Raw genomic sequence first — 14430 nt, forward strand, 5'->3', positions numbered from 1 at the left:
GCTTTTTTGATAGGTTATGCGATATGGCGGCCATTCTCGAAATGCGCGGCATCACCAAGACCTTTCCGGGGGTCAAGGCGCTCAACAACGTCAACCTGACAGTAAACGCAGGGGAGATCCACGGCATCGTCGGCGAGAACGGTGCCGGCAAGTCGACCCTGATGAAGGTGCTCAGCGGTGTCTATCCGCATGGCAGCTATGAGGGAGAGATCGAGTTCCAGGGGCAGGAATGCCGGTTCAAGGACATCCGCCATTCCGAAGAACTGGGGATCATCATCATCCATCAGGAGCTGGCACTCGTGCCCTTGCTCTCGATCGCTGAAAACCTGTTCCTCGGCAATGAGCAGGCCTCCGGTGGGGTGATCGACTGGCCGCAGACTTACGCCCGCAGCCGTCAGGTGTTGGACAAGGTCGGCCTCAAGGAGCATCCGGATACGCTGATCACCAATATCGGCGTAGGCAAGCAGCAGCTCGTCGAGATCGCCAAGGCGCTGTCGAAGAACGTCAAGCTGCTGATCCTCGACGAGCCGACGGCCAGTCTCAACGAAAGCGACAGCGACGCCCTGCTCGATCTTCTCCTGGAGTTCAAGGCCCAGGGCATCTCGTCGATCCTGATCTCGCACAAGCTCAACGAGATCTCCAAGGTCTGCGACGAGATCACCATAATCCGCGATGGCGCCTCCATCGAGACGCTCGACTGCAAGAGCGAGGCGATCAGCGAGGACCGCATCATCAAGGGCATGGTCGGCCGCGAGATGGCGGATCGCTATCCCCAGCGCGAGCCTCGCATCGGCGGCCCGGTGCTGGAGGTGCGCAACTGGACTGTCTACCACCATGAGCATTCCGACCGCCAGGTGGTAAAGGGCGTGAACCTTACCGTGAACAAGGGCGAGGTCGTCGGCATTTCCGGCCTGATGGGCGCGGGGCGGACGGAGCTTGCCATGAGCATCTTCGGGCAGTCGTACGGCCAACGCATCAGCGGGCAGGTGCAGATACACGGCAAGCCGGTGGACGTTTCCACCATTCCCAGGGCACTGGAACACGGCCTTGCCTATGTCACCGAGGACCGCAAGCAGCTCGGCCTGGTCCTCGAAGAAGACATCATGAAGAACATCACCCTCAGCAATCTGAAGGGTGTCTCCAACCGCTCCGTCATCGACGACATCAAGGAATTGCGGGTGGCGAATGAGTATCGCCGCAAGTTGAACATCCGCTCGCCCAACGTTTTCCAGAAGACCGTCAACCTGTCGGGCGGAAACCAGCAAAAGGTCGTGCTGAGCAAATGGCTGTTCTCCGACCCCCAGCTGCTGATCCTGGACGAGCCGACGCGCGGTATCGACGTCGGCGCCAAATACGAAATCTACAGCATCATCAACCAGATGGTTGACGAAGGCAAAGCCGTGCTGATGATTTCATCCGAGATGCCGGAACTGCTCGGCATGTGTGACCGGATCTACGTCATGAACGGGGGACGGTTCGTCGGTGAATTCCCTGGCGCCGAGGCAACACAAGAAAAGATCATGCGCGCTATCATGCGTGCGGAGGGACGACAATAATGACAATGAATAGCACGGTCTCGCAGGCCGCTTCCCCGAGAAAGTCCATCGTCGATTACATTTCCAGCAATATCCGAGATTACGGCCTCCTGATCTCGCTGCTGATCATCGTCGGCTTCTTCCAATACATGACCGAGGGCCGCATGCTGGCGCCCTCGAACATCAATAACATTCCCAACCAGAACGGCTACGTCATCGTCATGGCGCTCGGCATGATGCTGGTGATCGTGTCGGGGCATATCGATCTGTCGGTGGGCTCGGTCTGTGCCTTCACCGGCGCGGTCTCGGCCGTGCTGATGGTGAACTTTCATGTGCCTTGGCCGCTTGCCGCCATCCTCACCTTGTTGGTCGGCGCCGTGATCGGCGGTGTGCAAGGCTATTTCATCGCCTATCTGCGCATACCCTCGTTCATCGTGACACTGGCGGGCATGCTGGTGTTTCGAGGCCTGACCTATCGCCTGCTCGGCAACACAAATGTCGGCCCGCTGCCGGCGACCTTCAACCAGCTCAGCGCCGGCTGGATCACCGATCCCTTCGCGGTGCCTGGCTTTTACGTGACCACCTTCGTGCTGGCGGTCATTGCCGCAGCGGCTTTCATCATCCTCAACATCAAGGGCCGGATGACCCGTATCAAGCACGGTGTCGAAGAAGAGCCCTCGACGATCTTCGTCGGCCGCAGCATCCTGATGGCTGCGGTCACGCTTTACGTCGGCTATCTCCTGGCCGAGTATCGCGGCCTGCCCACGGTGCTGATCATTCTGCTGGCGTTGACGTTGCTCTATGTGTTCGTGACCACACGCACGGTGATCGGCCGTCGCATCTATGCGCTGGGTGGCAACGAGAAAGCGGCCAAGCTCTCGGGCATCAACACCAACCGGCTCATCCTGCTTACCTTCCTCAACATGGGCGTCCTGGCGGCGCTTGCAGGCATGGTCGTGACCTCGCGCTTCGGCGGCATGGCGACGCCCAAGGCCGGTGATGGCTACGAGCTCGACGTCATCGCGGCCTGCTTCATCGGCGGCGCGTCGGCCTCCGGCGGCGTAGGCAAGATCACCGGCGCAGTCATCGGCGCCTTGCTGATGGGTGTGATGAATGTCGGCATGTCCATTCTCGGCCTCGGCATCGACGACCAGAAATGGATCAAGGGTCTCGTGCTGCTCTTCGCCGTCTGCCTCGACGTCTACTACAAGAGGAAGCGCTGAGACCTCTCTCACGGCACGCAATCGTAACTTGGCGATGGCGTGCTCTCCCGCTACACGCGTTCCCCGGCGGGGAGCGCGGCAATGGATCGAATCGTCAAGGCCTTCTTCAACTCGGCCGCGGGCCTGAGCCATGCCATGCGTTGCGAACTGGCGATCCGCCAGGAGGTCGTGGTTCTCCTCATCGCCCTACCGGTAAGCTTCTTCCTGGCCGAGAACTGGTGGAAGCGCCTCGCCCTGATCGGCGTGCTCCTGATTGTGCTGATGGTCGAACTGCTCAACACTGCGATCGAAGCGTTGTCGGACCATGTAACGCCCGACGCCCATCCCCATATTCGCATCGTCAAGGATCTGGGCTCGGCGGCCGTCTTCATGGCGCTGGCGCTGGCCGGCTTGACCTGGCTTGTCGCGCTGGCCGAAAGGCTATAGCGTTTTGCGATTTGATGGCATCGGCAAGAATCGCAAAGAAGCGTTAGAACAAGGAGTTAGAGCAATGGGCGTTTACGTGTAAACGCCCATTGCTCTAGTGTAAGGAAAGCCGATAGCATTTTCTTCGTTCGTAGAATCGATCATGAGCACCGATATTCTTCGCATCGCCATTGCCCAGCTCAAGCCGACGCTGGGTGATCTCGCCGGCAATGTCGCCAAGGCCCGCGCCGCCCGTGCCGAGGCCCGCAAGCAGGGCGCCGACCTCGTCCTCTTCACCGAGCTCTTCATCTCCGGCTATCTGCCCGAGGATCTGGTGCTGAAGCCGGCCTACCAGGACGCCTGCCGCGCCGCGCTGGAGGATTTTGCCCGCGATACCGCCGATGGCGGCCCAGCCGCCCTTATTGGCCTGCCCTGGAATGAGAAGGGCAAGCTGCACAATGCCGTGGCGCTGGTCGAAAATGGCATCATCGCCGCCGTGCGCTTCAAAAACGATCTGCCCAATTATGGCGTATTCGACGAGAAGCGGGTGTTCCAGCCGGGGCCCATGCCCGGCCCGATTTCCTTCCGCGGCGTGCGCCTGGGCGTACCGATCTGCGAGGACATCTGGGGCTACGACGTCGTCGAATGCCTGGCTGAGACCGGCGCCGAGATCCTTCTGGTACCCAACGGCTCCCCCTATCATCGCGACAAGTCGGATGTGCGCCTCAACATCGCCGTGGCGCGCGTGGCCGAGAGCGGCTTGCCGATCGCCTACGCCAACGAGATCGGTGGCCAGGACGAGGTGATCTTCGACGGTGCCTCCTTCGTCATCAACGCCGACCATACCCTCGCCGTGCAACTCCCGGCCTTCCGCGAGGCGGTGGTCACCACCACCTGGCGGCGCGGCGGCAAGGGCTGGACCTGCGATAAGGGGATGATCGAGGCGGTCGAGGAGGGCGATGAGGCCGACTATCAGGCCTGCATGCTGGGCCTGCGCGACTATGTGAACAAGAACGGTTTTCCCGGCGTGGTGCTCGGCCTTTCCGGTGGCATCGATTCGGCCATCGTCGCCGCCATGGCAGTGGATGCGATCGGGCCGGAGCGCGTGCATTGCGTGATGCTGCCCTTCCACTACACCTCGCCGGAATCGCTGAAGGACGCCCATGAGTGCGCCACTGCGCTCGGTGTCCGCTACGACGTGGTGCCCATCGAGGCGCCGGTTACGGGCCTTGAAAGCGTGCTGGAGCCGATCTTCAAGGGCGCCCCCCGCGGCATCGCAGAGGAGAACATGCAGAGCCGCACCCGCGGCACCATCCTGATGTCGATCTCCAACAAGTTCGGCGCCATGGTGGTGACCACCGGCAACAAGTCGGAGATGTCGGTGGGCTACTGCACGCTCTATGGCGACATGAATGGCGGCTACAATCCGATCAAGGACCTCTACAAGACCGAGGTCTACCGCATCTCGGCCCTGCGCAACCGCTGGAAGCCGGTAGACGCCATGGGCCCTTCGGGCGTGGTCATTCCCGAGAACATCCTCACCAAGGCCCCGACCGCCGAATTGCGCGAGAACCAGAAGGACCAGGATTCGCTGCCACCCTACGACGTGCTCGACGACATCCTGCGCTGCCTGGTCGAGCACGAGATGCGGGTAGGCGAGATCGTCGGCCGCGGGCACGACGAGGAGACGGTGCGCAAGGTCGAGCGCCTGCTTTATCTCGCCGAATACAAGCGCCGCCAGGCCGCGCCGGGCGTGAAGGTCACGGAAAAGAACTTTGGCCGCGACCGGCGCTACCCGATCACCAACCGTTTTCGAGACAAGGGCGCGGGGCTGACGCCGGACGCTGCGCTTTACCGGATCGCGAGCGGCAGCAGTGTCGAAACCATCGACGTGTGAGTTGGCGGGCCAACTCTCGGGGCGGGTCTCCTCCGCAAGCGGTGCGGAACCACGCAGAGGAGGCGCGGAGCCGAAGTTGGGCACATAATTGAGCGATGCATCCGTAACCTGGCCTCTTCGCTATGCTCAAAATGCATATCAGACCTGCGTCGATTGTGCCTCTATCCACGCGCTCCGCTGGTAAAATGTCGGCATTGACGTTCTCAATGGGAACGTAGATGGCCCGGGTTCCCAGATACCCGGGAAAAGGAGCAGAGGCCTTCCTCCACGGCGCACCGCGAATGGTGCCGCATCGCGGTCTTGAGGACCGCCCTTTCAAAACGCCTTCCACAGAGGTTGCGCTCGCAACCGATCTACGCCCGCCCGGACAATTCCTGCCCGCGATCATATCGATCGCGGGTTCGTGCTGTCACGAGCGAAACGGGCTTCGTGCCTTCCCCACGGTAAGGCCTGTCGCCGGCGCCCTGCCTCGGAGCCAAAGCCGAGGCGCTGTCACCGTGTATTCCATCGATGGACAAGCTCATGCTTGACTTGCTTCAAAGCGAACACGCCGATCTTATCCTCCTCGTGGCCAAGATCGTCGGCGTTCTCGTCGCGGTTTCCCTTTTTGTGCGGGTGAGCGGCATCGTCCGCTACATCCCCAATGACCGGCTCGGTGTGCTGGAGAAATTGTGGAGCATCCGCGGCTCCGTCCGGAGCGGCTTCATCGCCCTGCGGGGAGAAGCCGGCTATCAGCCCAATGTGCTGCGCGGCGGCTTCCACTTCTTCATGCCCTTCCAGTTCCGCATCCATCCGGTTTCGCTCGTGACCATCCCGCAAAGCGAGATCGGCTATATCTTCGCCCGCGACGGCGAGCCCCTGCCGCCCACACAGACGCTCGCCAACAACGAAGTCGCCAACGACTTCCAGGATGCGCGCGGCTTCCTCTCGAATGGCGGCCAGAAGGGCCCGCAGCGCAAGATCCTGCGCGAGGGCACCTATGCCATCAACCTCGCCCAGTTCGTGGTGCTGACCCGCGACAGCATCTATGCCGTACGCCTCAATGCCTCGGAAAAGACCTTGTTCGAGAACATGTCGACTCTGATCTCCGAGCGGTCCGGGTTCCAGCCGGTCGTGATCAAGGACGCGCAGGATGTCATCGGCGTGGTCACCGTGCACGACGGCCCATCCTTGCCCGATGGCGAGATCATCGCACCCACCGTCGGCAGTGCGGCCAATGACCCCAACTTTCACAACAATTTCCAGGATACCGAGAAATTCCTGCGCGCGGGCGGCTATCGTGGCCGGCAATATCAGGTGCTGGCGGATGGCAGCTATTATCTCAACCGGCTCTTCGCCACGGTCGAACTCGTCAACAAGACGGTGATCGAGGTCGGCACGGTGGGCGTGGTGGTGTCCTACACGGGACGGCGTGGCGTTGACCAATCGGGCGATGGCTATCGCCACGGTGAACTTGTGGACCCCGGCTATCGCGGCGTATGGACGACACCGCTGCTGCCGGGCAAATACGCCTTCAACACCTACGCCGGCAAGATCGTCACCGTCCCCACCACCAATTTCGTGCTGAAATGGACCAAGGAGCAGTCCGGCCCGCATCGGCTGGATGAGAATCTCTCGGAGATCGGCCTGATCACCCGTGACGCCTTCGAGCCCCTGTTACCGCTCTCGGTGGTCGTCCATATCGACTACCGCAAGGCGCCTCTGGTGGTGCAGCGTTTCGGCGATATCAAGAAACTGGTCGAGCAGACCCTCGATCCGATGGTGTCGGCCTATTTCAAGAACATCGCCCAGACCAAAACCCTGATCCAGCTTCTGCAGGAGCGTAGCGACATCCAGCAGAAGTCCGGCGACGAGATGCGCACCAAATTCGAGGGCTATAGCCTCGAACTGCAGGAAGTGCTGATCGGCACGCCCCATGCCGGCACTGGCCAGGGCATCGAGCAGATCCTGATCCAGCTGCGCGAGCGGCAGATCGCGGTGGAGAAGGTCGAGACCTACAAGCTTCAGGAAGTGGCTGCCGTTCAGGAGCGGACACTTCGCGAAAAGCAGGCCATGGCCGAGCAGCAGACGCAGATCACGGCCTCGGCTCTCTCCATCCAGGTGCGCGAAAACGAGGGCAAGGCCAAGCTCGCCCAGACCCGCCAGGAGGCCGAGACCATCCAGGTCACCGCCAAGGCCAATGCCGAGCGAGCGCGGCTCGAAGGTGGCGGCGAGGCCGACCGCATCCGTTTCATCGGTTCTGCCGACGCCGACAAGATCCGCGCCATCGGTCTCGCCCAGGCCGAGGCGACGGACAAGCAGGTCCAGGCCTATGGCGGACCGCAATACCAGCTCAACAGTCAGGTGCTGATGCGCTTCGCCGAAGCCATCGAGAATGGCAAGTTGCCGCTCGTGCCGAGTATCATGGTGGGCGGCGGCAAGGGCGAAGGGGGCAGCGGCAACCTCGTCGAGATGCTGCTGGCCATGCTGGTGGCCGAGCGCACAGGGACGCCGCAACGGCCGGGGACGCCTGCGGGTGAGAGGACGAACTGACGACGAAATGGCGCGCCGCGAACCTCCCCCAGCTTCGTGGGGAGGCCTTGCGTTGCGCCTTGCTCTACTGACTCATATCGCCCAACCCGCCTTCAAGCCCTCCAGTACCGCCTCTTCCGCCGTCCTCGGCGTCAGGCAGTCGCCGATGACATGCAGTTCGCCCTCGAAATCGGTCAGCTCGGCTTCCAGCGTGTTCACCGCATCATGCCCGAGCGAGGTCACCAGCGTGTCCACACCCTCGACGATGATCGGCTCGCGGCCAGTGACATGGGCGAGGTAGACGGTCTGGCCGTCGACGCCGTAGAGATCGGCATAGGGGATGACCTCGACGCCGAGATCATGCAGCACACCGGCGGTCTGGTCGCGTACATAGGCCTGGATGCGCTGGCCGGGCATGTAGCCGTTGACGGCGAGGCGCACCTTGCAGCCGGCCCGGGCGAGCTTCTCGGCGACACCCATGCCGATCCAGTCGCAACGCCAGTCCGCTACCAGCACGGAGGCGCCGACATTGACTTGGTCGCGCAGCACCTGCCAGGCATCGACGACATGGGCACTCTCAGCGCCCGGTAATTCGGGATGACGCGGCGTCGCGCCGGTCGCCAGCACCACGGTGTCGGGCTTCTCGCGCAAGACCAGCGCGGGATCGACCCTGGTTCGCCTGACGATTTCGACGCCGGCTCGTTCGGCTTCACGCGTAAGGTTGGGCACGATGGTCCCGAATTCGAGGCGGCGCGGCAGCAATTGCGCCAGCAAAGCCTGTCCACCCAAGCGCTCCGAGGCCTCGAAGAGCGTGACCTTGTGGCCCCGCTCGGCCGCGATGGCAGCCGCCTTCAGCCCGGCCGGGCCGCCGCCGGCCACCAGCACGCGCTTGGACTTCTTGGCGCGCTTCATCGTGCCGTAGCTGAGCTCGCGGCCAGTCTCGGGATGCTGGATGCAGGAAATGGGCACGCCGAGCTGGAAATGGCCGATGCAGGCCTGGTTGCAGGCGATGCAGGCGCGGATATCGTCGAAGCGGCCTGCCTCGGCCTTGTCAGGCATGTCGGGATCGCAGATCAGGGCACGCGTCATGCCCACCATATCGGCCTCGCCCTGGGCGATGAGGCGCTCGGCATCCTGGGGCTGGTTGACGCGGCCGGCGTAGAAGACGGGCGTCTTCACCTTGCGCTTGATCGCTGCCGCAACCGGCGCACCATAGGCGCTGGCGAAGGCCATGGCGGGTGCAATATGGACGGCACCTCCAAAACTCGCCGAAGAGCCGACAGTCAGGTTGAAATAATCGAAGGCGCCATCGAGGGTGACCAGGACCTCGCTCACCTCCTCGGCGGTGAGGCCGTTGAGGTCGCGGTCCTCGGCGCTGAAGCGCAGGCCGATGACGAAATCTGGACCCGTCTGCCTGCGCACGGCCTCTACGATCTCACGCAGGAAGCGCAGGCGGTTCTCCAGCGAACCGCCATACTGGTCCTCGCGCAGATTGGCACGCGGATTGACGAACTGGGCCGGTAGATAGCCGTGGCTGCCGACGATCTCGACACCGTCGAGGCCGGCGGTCTCGAGCCGTCTTGCCGCCGCGCCATAACCTTCGACGATCTCGGCGATCATGCGCGTGGTCATGGGGCGCGGCATGACATGGAAGCGCTGGTTGGGCACGGCCGAGGGGGCATAGGCGACCGGCGCCGTGCCCTCCGCCGTCTCCATGATCTCGCGACCGGGATGGAAGAGCTGGCCGAACACGGTGGCGCCCTCGGCATGACAGACTTCGGCGAGACGCCGGTAGCCGGGGATGCAGTCGTCGCTGGTCGCCATCAAGAGATGGGAGGTGTAGCGCGCCGTCTCGTGCACGCCGGCGACCTGCAGCACGATCAGGCCGACGCCCCCTTTGGCGCGGGCCTGCTGATAGGCGATCAGGGCATCATTGGGCACGAAGGCGGTGGGCAGCGTGGTGTCGTGCCCCGTCGACATGATGCGATTCTTGATCCGGGTGTTGCGGATCGTGAAGGGCGAATAGAGATGGGGGAGGGGATGGCTCACGCGGCCTCGGCTTGATGCTCAGGCCGATTGCTTCAGCCGGAATCATTATCAAACGGGAGGCGCGTCGTTTTCAAGCCGCGCAAGCCCCCTACGTGCCGGGGACCGTGAAATCGAAGCGGTAGGTTGCCGATACGCCCAGCAACAGCTGGTTGACGTTGCCGCGCTCCCTGACCAGGCTCGAATCGGCCGCCGGGCCGGTGAGGCGGCTATATTCGGCGAAGGCGCTGGTGGTGATCTTGTCGGTGGCCTTCCATGTCAGGGCGCCCCCGACGCCGACCGATTTGATGCCACCCCCGTCGGGGTGATAGATATTCAGGCCGGAAGCCAGCGATTCCGCCAGCGATACACCGTAGTACGCCTCGTAGTAGCTCTCGCTCGCCGCTGAGATGCGCGGGCCGCCCGAGATGCGCCAGGTCGGCGTGATGTCATAGAACGCATCGGCCGCGAGATCGGCGACCACGCCATGATGCGCGCGGATGCCCTGGCGGACTTCGGCGCGCAGGCGCAGCCAGTTCGAGGGGTAATAGTTCATGAAGAGGCCGAGTTCGCCACCCCACGGCACATCCTTGAGGCCCCTGAGGTCGTTGGATGCGGAGTCGGTGCGCTCGAACAGGATCTTGGCGACGGGGCCGATCTGGAAATTGCCCGAGTCGAACACCGCAAGGCCTGGATTGTCGTTGCGCGAGGTGAACACCGGGCCGGCACCCGAGCGGCCCAGCGACACCATCGGCGCCGCCAGGAAGCCCATATTGCTGGCGCCCTCATAGCTCGGCCCCACCGTGGCCTGGGCGCCCAGGGTGAGCGACCAGCCTCCGGCGAAATAGGTGTCCCAGAAGCCTGTGGGCGTGTAAGGCGAGGGGGTGGGCGTGGACTGGGCGAGTGCCGGTGAGGCCAGCGTGCAGCCGAGAGCTGCGGCAGCGACGGTCGTCTTCAACAGGGTACGCAACATCACTTCTTTCCCGGCTCTGCCTGTATCACAGTCATAGGCAGGCTTTGCCTGACATTGCCCGCAAGGTGACAACAAAGAATGAATGAAGGCTTGAAGTTTCAACAGAATTCCCTAACGTCATGTTCTTGATGCGAGGAGCATCAACAGTGCCGCGTCATCGCATCGCGACGACAGGTCCATGGCGGTTACGGTCAGCCTGCCGAATATCCAGAAGGCAGGCGCGGAAGGATTGGTGCCGCCCCTTATAGACGTGATGTCATTTTTGTGGCCAGCAAAAACGACTCTCGTCGTGTCCATAATCTTTCCTTCAAAATCGGGGCCGCGGGGTATAGGAGACAGCGTTTCGTCAAATCGAAGGCCCGTTATGCCGCCCGTCGTCCGCTTTGCGCCGTCTCCTACCGGCTATATCCATATCGGCAATATCCGCACCGCCCTGCTGAACTGGTGCGTGGCCAAGCGCGACGGCGGCCAGTTCATCCTGCGCTACGACGATACCGACACTGCCCGCTCCCGGCAGGAATATGCCGACGCCATCAGGCAAGATCTTATCTGGCTCGGCATGGTGCCGGATCTCGAACTGCGCCAGTCCGATCGCCTGCCCCTCTATGACGCCGCCACCGCCGCGCTGCGGGCGGCCGGGCGCCTTTATCCCTGCTACGAGACCGAGGAGGAACTCGACCGCCGCCGCGCCCTGCAGAAGGCGCGGGGCCTGCCGCCGGTCTATGACCGTGCTGCCCTCAGGCTGACCGATGTGCAGAAGGCGGCCCTGGAGGCCGAGGGGCGCCGGCCGCATTGGCGCTTCCTGCTCAACCATCGCCGGGTGGAGTGGGAGGACGGCGTGCGCGGCCCGGCTCATATCGACACCTCGTCGCTCTCCGATCCCGTGCTGGTGCGCGCCGATGGCAGCTATCTCTACACGCTCACATCGGTGATCGACGACATCGATCTTGGCGTGACCCATATTGTCCGAGGCGAGGACCACGTCACCAACACCGCCGTGCAGATCGAGATTTTCGAGTCGCTGGGCGGCAAGGTACCCGTTTTCGCGCATCACAATCTTCTCACCACGCTGAGCGGGGAGGGGCTCTCCAAACGAACGGGTGCCCTCTCGATCCGCTCCCTGCGCGAGGATGGCTTCGAGCCGATGGCGGTGTCGAGCCTGGCGCTTCTTACCGGGACATCGGAAGCCGTGCGGCCGGTCGCCTCACTCGAGGAATTGGCCAAGCTGGTCGATCTCTCGCGTATTTCTCGCGCGCCGGCCCGTTTCGATCCGGCGGAGATCCAGGTGCTTAACGCGCGTTTGCTGCACGAGACGCCCTACGCCGCAGTGGCGGAGCGGCTGGCGGCTCTCGGCGTCGGCGGCGGCGAGACATTCTGGCAGGTGGTGCGGAGCAACATCGTCAAGCTGGCGGAGACGAAGGGCTGGTGGGATGTGGTGACCGGCCCAGTCGCGTCCGATGTCGAGGATGCCACCTTCCTGTCTCGCGCCGCCGCGGTCCTGCCGCCCGGGCCCTGGGATGAGACGACCTGGAGCACCTGGACCGATGCGGTAAAGGTCGAAACCGGCGCCAAAGGCAAGGCGCTGTTCATGCCGTTGCGCCAGGCACTGACGGGGCTCGATCACGGGCCGGAACTGAAGGGTTTGTTGCCACTGATCGGCCGGGAGCAGGTGTTGGCAAGGTTGAAGGGGTAGGGTCGTGAGATAATCCCGGCGTCACCCCTCCGACACCTCCCTCTGGCACGACTCGCCTCCCCATCCCATATGCAGGCGGATGAGGAGGCACTGGATGCTGAACAAGATTGTCATCGGCCTGGCTGCGATCGCCGCCCTGGCTTCAACGCCCGCCCTGGCCCAGAGTCAGGATCCCGACCTAATCTTCAAGAAATCGACAGTCTGGAAATTCCTGACGCCGGACGACAAGCTGGCCGTCTATGGCATCGACGATCCCGATGTCGAAGGTGTTGCCTGCCATTTCACCGTCCCCGAAAAGGGAGGCCTCAAGGGCATGTTCGGTGTTGCCGAGCAGGTTTCCGACATTTCGCTCGCCTGCCGACAGATCGGACCGATCAAGTTCAAGTCGAAATTCGAGCAGGGAGCCCTGGTCTATCGCCAGTCGCGCTCGTTCTTCTTCAAGAAGATGCAGGTCGTGCGCGGCTGCGACGTAAAGCGCAACGTGCTGGTCTATCTCGTCTATAGCGACAAGCTGATCGACGGGTCGCCGAAGAATTCGACGTCCTCGGTCCCGGTCATGCCCTGGAACGGAGAGCCGGCGCCGAAATGTGGGGACTTCGTCGAATGAGGAACCTGGGAGTATCCGTGTTCGGTCAAGCAGCTTTAGGCGTCCAAATCCGATTATCTCGCAAGAGGGCGTTAGCGAGGATGATGAGCTTGCGCATGATGGCGACGATGGCGATTTTTTTGGGTTTTCCGGCGGCGACCATGGCCTGGTATTTAGCGGCGAGGTCGGGGTTCCATCGGATAGCGGCGACCATGGGCATATAGAGGGCTCGTCGCAGAAGGGCTCTTCCCCCGCGAATGAAGCGCTTGCCATTTTTGCTGCCGCTGTCGCGTGGGACAGGGGCGAGGCCGGCCAGGCTTGCGGCTTGAGGGGGAGACAGGGTGCCCAGTTCAGGCATGTGGATGAGCATGGCGTGAGCTGTGATGGGTGCCACGGCGGGGATGGAATCGAGGATTTCGGCTCTGCGCTTGAAGGCGGGATCCTTGTCGGCCCGCCTGGCGATCTCCTCGTCGATGGCGTTTATCTGCGCTTGGGTCAGAGCCAGTGTCTTGGCGAGTTGGCGCTTGATCAGGGGGAGTTCGGCGGTTTGCTGGCGGGTCTGGGTTGCCACTTTGATCTTCATCAGGGCGTCCCGCGCCGCGGCCAATTGCTTCATCTCCTCAAGGGCCTGGCTGACGATGAGGGTCGGCTCGGGCTGGACGGCCTGGCCATAGCGGGCCAGGGTCATGGCATCGATGCGATCGGTCTTGGCCAGCCTGCCAATACCTTCGGCAAAGCGTCGGGCCTGGCGCGGGTTGAGCTTGACGGCCGGCAGGCCGGCCTGGTTGAGCGCGCGTTCGAAGGCGCGATGATAGGCCCCCGTTGCTTCGAACACCACACGCTCGACAGTCCAGGAAGAAAGCCAGGCAAGCAGGGCGCGATGGCCCGCCTGGGTGTTGGCAAAGCGCTTGATGAGGCCTGCCGGGTGGACAGCCACATCCAAATGATCCTTGCCGATGTCGGTGCCGACATTGTGTGCTAGGCTGCTCGTCATCTTTTCCAAGTCCTCTGCTTGTCTCCGGAGCAATGCCGGTATCCGTTCAGGCCTCATGGAAAAGAGAGGGGTGGTCAGACTCCTAAGTCAGTCCTTCGATTATCGCAGGCACGACCCGTCCCCTCCCGCCTCCAGCTCGGCGGCCACCGAGCTGGAGGCATCCAAAAGCTAGGCTTGCACGATGGGATTGAAATAGACAATCGCAGGCATCCCTGCCTGCTCTTCCTTTCCTTCAAGCTGCGATGTTTCCAAGAAAGAGCAGGCAGGGATGCCTGCGATCCCAGGATGTCACTTTTCGCAGGTAATCACCACCGCATGCGGTTGCACGACCGCGACTTGTGTCGGGCCGTTGATCGAACCGGTGATATCGGCCTCGCTCTGGCGACGATAGTCGATCGCCTTGGAATAGCCATTGGCGACACACCATTCGGTGGCGATGGGCGCGCCGCAGGCCGCGCCACTCTCCAGGCAGGCATCGACGCCATACCCGTCGTCGTTGGCGACGACAAAGGAGGCAACGTTCTGGGCAGAAGCCGGCATGGCGAAGGCCAACGCAGCCGCAAACAGGGAAATAGTAGGGAGTTTCAT

At 62.7% G+C, this 14430-nt stretch carries 11 protein-coding genes; 7 read left to right on the forward strand and 4 right to left on the reverse strand.

The features are described from left to right. The first annotated feature begins 23 nt into the window (after positions 1-23). The 5 genes from mmsA (at position 24) to ACMDCR_RS13265 (ending at position 7592) form a co-directional block, all read left to right on the forward strand. Complete coding sequence (mmsA, locus tag ACMDCR_RS13245; protein WP_413992971.1) at positions 24-1556, forward strand: multiple monosaccharide ABC transporter ATP-binding protein; 1533 nt, start codon at positions 24-26, stop codon at positions 1554-1556. Then, positions 1556-2758, forward strand: coding sequence for a multiple monosaccharide ABC transporter permease (gene mmsB / locus ACMDCR_RS13250; RefSeq protein WP_413992972.1), 1203 nt, complete (start codon positions 1556-1558; stop codon positions 2756-2758). Before mmsA ends, mmsB begins: the two co-directional genes overlap by 1 nt. Before the next feature lie 81 nt (positions 2759-2839). Beyond that, positions 2840-3184, forward strand: a complete 345-nt coding sequence (locus ACMDCR_RS13255; protein WP_413992973.1) for a diacylglycerol kinase — start codon at positions 2840-2842, stop codon at positions 3182-3184. Between the two features lie 142 nt (positions 3185-3326). Then, positions 3327-5060 (forward strand): NAD+ synthase, encoded by a 1734-nt coding sequence (locus tag ACMDCR_RS13260; RefSeq protein ID WP_413992974.1) that lies wholly within the window; start codon positions 3327-3329, stop codon positions 5058-5060. A 522-nt stretch (positions 5061-5582) separates the two neighbouring features. Further along, entirely contained in the window at positions 5583-7592 is a 2010-nt protein-coding gene (locus ACMDCR_RS13265) for an SPFH domain-containing protein (protein ID WP_413992975.1), read from the forward strand. Between the two features lie 72 nt (positions 7593-7664). Here the strand turns inward: ACMDCR_RS13265 and ACMDCR_RS13270 are convergent, their stop codons facing one another. Together ACMDCR_RS13270 and ACMDCR_RS13275 are read right to left on the reverse strand one after the other, a co-directional pair. Next, entirely contained in the window at positions 7665-9620 is a 1956-nt protein-coding gene (locus tag ACMDCR_RS13270) for an FAD-dependent oxidoreductase (RefSeq protein WP_413992976.1), read from the reverse strand. A gap of 88 nt (positions 9621-9708) precedes the next feature. Continuing rightward, entirely contained in the window at positions 9709-10569 is an 861-nt protein-coding gene (locus tag ACMDCR_RS13275; RefSeq protein ID WP_413992977.1) for a MipA/OmpV family protein, read from the reverse strand. A gap of 364 nt (positions 10570-10933) precedes the next feature. Here ACMDCR_RS13275 and gltX point away from each other — a divergent pair, with 364 nt between their 5' ends. Both gltX and ACMDCR_RS13285 read left to right on the forward strand, forming a co-directional pair. Beyond that, positions 10934-12262, forward strand: a complete 1329-nt coding sequence (gene gltX, locus ACMDCR_RS13280) for a glutamate--tRNA ligase (RefSeq protein WP_413992978.1) — start codon at positions 10934-10936, stop codon at positions 12260-12262. A 94-nt stretch (positions 12263-12356) separates the two neighbouring features. After that, a complete protein-coding gene (locus tag ACMDCR_RS13285) occupies positions 12357-12869 on the forward strand; it encodes a CreA family protein (protein WP_413992979.1) in 513 nt (170 codons plus the stop codon). A gap of 25 nt (positions 12870-12894) precedes the next feature. Here the strand turns inward: ACMDCR_RS13285 and ACMDCR_RS13290 are convergent, their stop codons facing one another. Both ACMDCR_RS13290 and ACMDCR_RS13295 read right to left on the reverse strand, forming a co-directional pair. Then, positions 12895-13842, reverse strand: coding sequence for an IS110 family transposase (locus ACMDCR_RS13290; RefSeq protein ID WP_413987661.1), 948 nt, complete (start codon positions 13840-13842; stop codon positions 12895-12897). 288 nt (positions 13843-14130) lie between these two features. Continuing rightward, complete coding sequence (locus tag ACMDCR_RS13295) at positions 14131-14430, reverse strand: hypothetical protein (protein WP_413992980.1); 300 nt, start codon at positions 14428-14430, stop codon at positions 14131-14133.

It is taken from the genome of Labrys okinawensis (assembly GCF_047345005.1).
GTDB lineage: Bacteria > Pseudomonadota > Alphaproteobacteria > Rhizobiales > Labraceae > Labrys > Labrys okinawensis.

Excerpts from the sequence above, each read along its gene's own strand:
- ACMDCR_RS13295 (WP_413992980.1), bottom strand. The coding sequence starts at position 14,430 with ATGAAACTCCCTACTATTTCCCTGTTTGCGGCTGCGTTGGCCTTCGCC.
- ACMDCR_RS13290 (WP_413987661.1), bottom strand. The coding sequence starts at position 13,842 with ATGACGAGCAGCCTAGCACACAATGTCGGCACCGACATCGGCAAGGAT.
- gltX (WP_413992978.1), top strand. The coding sequence starts at position 10,934 with ATGCCGCCCGTCGTCCGCTTTGCGCCGTCTCCTACCGGCTATATCCAT.
- ACMDCR_RS13255 (WP_413992973.1), top strand. The coding sequence starts at position 2,840 with ATGGATCGAATCGTCAAGGCCTTCTTCAACTCGGCCGCGGGCCTGAGC.
- ACMDCR_RS13275 (WP_413992977.1), bottom strand. The coding sequence starts at position 10,569 with ATGTTGCGTACCCTGTTGAAGACGACCGTCGCTGCCGCAGCTCTCGGC.
- ACMDCR_RS13285 (WP_413992979.1), top strand. The coding sequence starts at position 12,357 with ATGCTGAACAAGATTGTCATCGGCCTGGCTGCGATCGCCGCCCTGGCT.
- mmsA (WP_413992971.1), top strand. The coding sequence starts at position 24 with ATGGCGGCCATTCTCGAAATGCGCGGCATCACCAAGACCTTTCCGGGG.
- mmsB (WP_413992972.1), top strand. The coding sequence starts at position 1,556 with ATGACAATGAATAGCACGGTCTCGCAGGCCGCTTCCCCGAGAAAGTCC.
- ACMDCR_RS13265 (WP_413992975.1), top strand. The coding sequence starts at position 5,583 with ATGCTTGACTTGCTTCAAAGCGAACACGCCGATCTTATCCTCCTCGTG.
- ACMDCR_RS13260 (WP_413992974.1), top strand. The coding sequence starts at position 3,327 with ATGAGCACCGATATTCTTCGCATCGCCATTGCCCAGCTCAAGCCGACG.